The organism is Streptomyces sp. NPDC030893, from assembly GCF_055571535.1.
This window is the reverse complement of the sequence record NZ_JBVIFC010000002.1, coordinates 647,486-650,787: the sequence shown is the minus strand read 5'-3', so window position 1 is coordinate 650,787 and position 3,302 is coordinate 647,486. Positions and strand designations below refer to the sequence as shown.

The 3,302-nt window shown below is 70.9% G+C and carries 3 protein-coding genes and 1 rRNA gene; all 4 read left to right on the top strand.

Annotated elements, in window-relative coordinates; genetic code table 11:
- Nucleotides 1-95: ribosomal RNA gene (gene rrf / locus ACZ434_RS07780) — 5S ribosomal RNA — on the top strand; the annotation flags it as partial.
- 60 nt (nt 96-155) lie between these two features.
- Entirely contained in the window at nt 156-818 is a 663-nt protein-coding gene (locus tag ACZ434_RS07775; RefSeq protein WP_468452879.1) for an HAD family hydrolase, read from the top strand.
- A gap of 60 nt (nt 819-878) precedes the next feature.
- Entirely contained in the window at nt 879-2,108 is a 1,230-nt protein-coding gene (locus tag ACZ434_RS07770; RefSeq protein WP_468452876.1) for an MFS transporter, read from the top strand.
- A complete protein-coding gene (locus ACZ434_RS07765; protein WP_468452874.1) occupies nt 2,059-3,231 on the top strand; it encodes an acetoin utilization protein AcuC in 1,173 nt (390 codons plus the stop codon). Before ACZ434_RS07770 ends, ACZ434_RS07765 begins: the two co-directional genes overlap by 50 nt.
- The last annotated feature ends 71 nt before the right edge of the window (nt 3,232-3,302 follow it).

Genomic DNA, 3,302 nt, shown 5'->3' with positions numbered 1-3,302 from the left:
AAACGCCCGGTTACATTCCGAACCCGGAAGCTAAGCCTTACAGCGCCGATGGTACTGCAGGGGGGACCCTGTGGGAGAGTAGGACGCCGCCGAACAAATAGTGGGAAAACCCCGCACCGATACGGTGCGGGGTTTTCTGCGTTTAGGGTCGAGGCATGCGCTATGACCTCGTCATCTTCGACAACGACGGTGTGCTCGTCGACAGTGAGCCGATCTCCAATCGTCTTCTGGCCGCCTACCTCACCGAACTCGGCCACCCGACCTCGTACGAGGACTCCATCCGGGACTACATGGGATCCGCCATGCACCGGGTGCACGACCTCGTCGAGGAGCGGACCGGACAGCGGTTGCCCGAGGACTTCGACGACGTGTTCCACGCTCGGGTCTTCGCCGCGTTCGAACGGGAGCTGAAGCCGGTCGTCGGCGCCATGGACGTACTCGAGAAACTGACCGCCGACGGGACGCCGTACTGCGTGGCCTCGTCCGGGAGCCATGAGCGGATCCGGGTCGGGCACCGGACCACAGGGCTCGACCGGTGGTTCGACGACGAGCGGATCTTCAGCTCGCAGGATGTGGGGCGGGGGAAGCCGGCGCCGGATCTGTTCCTGCACGCGGCCGAGCGGATGGGCGTGGCGCCCGGGCGGTGCGTGGTCGTCGAGGACAGTCCGCTGGGGGTCCAGGCGGCGGTCGCGGCTGGGATGGATGTGTACGGGTTCACCGCCATGACGCCGGCCGGGAAGCTCTCCGCTGCCACGAGACTCTTCGAGGACATGCGGGAGTTGGCAGAACTGCTCGACGGGGACCCGGGCCGAAACTGAGGACAACTCATCTTTGACCGGATCTACCCACCGGTACCCCCGAGCCCTACGCTCGCCGCCATGACTGATGTGCTGCGGCGCGGCAGGGCCTCGCTGGCGTTCAGCTTCCTCGTGCAGGGGGTCGCGTTCGCTCTGCTCGTGACGCGGATTCCGGCCATCCAGGACCGGTACGGGGTCTCCGACGCGCTGCTGCCCGTCTTCCTCGCCGCCGTACCGATCCTCGCCGGCATCGGCAGCGTGACGACCGAACGGCTGGTGCGGCGAATACCGCCGAGCCGTGTGCTGCGGTGGTCGCAGCCCGTGGTGCTGCTGGCGCTGCTGGGGGTCGGCGCGGGTGAGCACATGGCCGGGCTGGGTGTGGCGCTGGCCGTGTTCGGGCTGGCCGTGGGGGCGCTGGACGCGTCGATGAACATGCTCGGCGTCAGTCTGCAGCAGGCGTACGGACGCAGCATCATGCTCGGTTTCCATGCTGCCTACAGTCTGGGCGGAATCCTCGGCGCGTCACTGGCGTGGGTGGGGGCGCACTGGGACCTGGCGCTGTGGGTGTCGTATCTGCCGCTGGTGCTGGTGCTGATGCCGGCCGCGTTGGCCGGGAGCCGCTGGTACGTCGACCGGGGCGAGGAGGCGCCCGCGGCGAAGACGCGGGCTGAGGGCGCGGCCGTCGGGCTGACCTGGATGCTGCCGCTGTGTCTGGTGATGACCGTGGCGTACATCGGGGACTCGACGGTCTCCAACTGGAGTGCGAAGTACCTCCAGGACGTGCTGGGGAGTTCGGAGCAGCTGGCGACCGTGCCCTACAACGTCTATATGGTCACCACGCTGCTGGGGCGGACGATCGGGGATGTCGGGGTCCGGCGGTTCGGGGCCGTGGCGGTCGTGCGGTCCGGCGCGCTGGTGGCCGCGGCGGGGTTCGCCGTGGTGGCCGGGGCGCCCGGTGCATGGGCGGGGATGCTGGGATTCACCCTGCTGGGGCTCGGACTGTGTGTGCTGGTGCCGCAGACCTTCGCGGCTGCCGGGCGGCGAGCTGCCGAGCGGGGCGGCCCGGGCGCGTCGGACGCGGCCGTCGCACGCCTGAACGTCTTCAACTATGTGGGCTTCCTGATCGGCTCCCCTCTGGTCGGGGCGCTGGGTGACGCGTGGAGCTATCGGGGGGCGATGCTGGTGCCGATGGTGTTGGTACTGGTGACACTGGTGTCCGCCCGGTCGTTCGCGCCTCAACCGGACCGATACGGTGGCGGGCATGAGCGGCCGCACACAGCTGATGTGGGACGAGGCAGTAACGGGCTATGACTTCGGCCGGGACCATCCGATGGACCCGGTCCGGCTGGCGCTGACCCGAAGTCTGGTCGGTGCCCTCGGGCTGGACCGTGAGGTGGAGGTGGTCGCCGCGAAGGCGGCCGGGGAGTCGACGCTGCGGCTCGTCCACCGGGAGGACTACATCGAGGCGGTGCGGGCCGCGTCGGCGGATCCCGCCGTGGCGGACCAGTCGTACGGGCTCGGCACGGTCGACGATCCCGCCTTCGCCGGGATGCACGAGGTGTCGGCGCTGATCGCCGGGCAGTCGGTGGGCGCGGCGGAGGCCGTGTGGCGCGGTGAGGCGCTGCACGCGGTGAACTTCGCGGGCGGGCTGCACCACGCCATGCCGGGTGCCGCGTCCGGCTTCTGTGTGTACAACGACGCCTCGCTCGCCATCGCCCGGTTGCTGGAGCTGGGAGCGGAGCGGGTCGCTTACGTCGATGTCGACGTGCATCACGGGGACGGGGTGCAGGCGGCGTTCTGGGAGGACCCGCGCGTGCTGACGGTCTCGCTGCACGAGCATCCGCGGACCCTGTTCCCGCAGACCGGGTGGCCGGAGGAGACGGGAGCGAGCAGTGCGGAGGGCAGTGCGGTCAACGTCGCCCTGCCGGCCGGTACCGGGGACGCCGGCTGGCTGCGCGCGTTCCACTCCGTCGTGCCGGAGCTGATCGCGGACTTCCGGCCGCAGGTGCTGGTGACGCAGCACGGGGCCGATACGCATTTCGAGGATCCGCTGGCGCACCTGGCGGTGTCGCTGGACGCCCAGCGGGCGGTGCAGGTCGCGTGCCACGAGCTGGCGCACGCGTACGCCGACGGGCGGTGGGTGGCCCTCGGCGGCGGGGGATACGCGGTGGTGGAGGTGGTGCCGAGGTCGTGGACCCACCTGGTGGGCATCGCGGCCGGGCGGCCCGTGGAGCCCACGACGACGATCCCGGAGGGCTGGCGGCAGGAGGTCTACGCCCGGACCCGGGAGCCGGCGCCGCGGCGGATGACGGACGGGCGGTGGCCGGTCTCCTGGGCGGCCTGGGACGAGGGGTACGACCCGGCGGACCGGCTGGACCAGGCGATCCTGGCGGCCCGCCGCGCGGTGTTCCCACTGCGCGGGCTGCTGCCGTAGCGGGCTGCTGGCCTGGCGGACCGCTTCCCTTCAGCGGCTCGCCAGGACGCGGAGACCTGCTCGGCCCGCGG

Excerpts from the sequence above, each read along its gene's own strand:
- ACZ434_RS07775 (WP_468452879.1), top strand. The coding sequence starts at position 156 with ATGCGCTATGACCTCGTCATCTTCGACAACGACGGTGTGCTCGTCGAC.
- ACZ434_RS07770 (WP_468452876.1), top strand. The coding sequence starts at position 879 with ATGACTGATGTGCTGCGGCGCGGCAGGGCCTCGCTGGCGTTCAGCTTC.
- ACZ434_RS07765 (WP_468452874.1), top strand. The coding sequence starts at position 2,059 with ATGAGCGGCCGCACACAGCTGATGTGGGACGAGGCAGTAACGGGCTAT.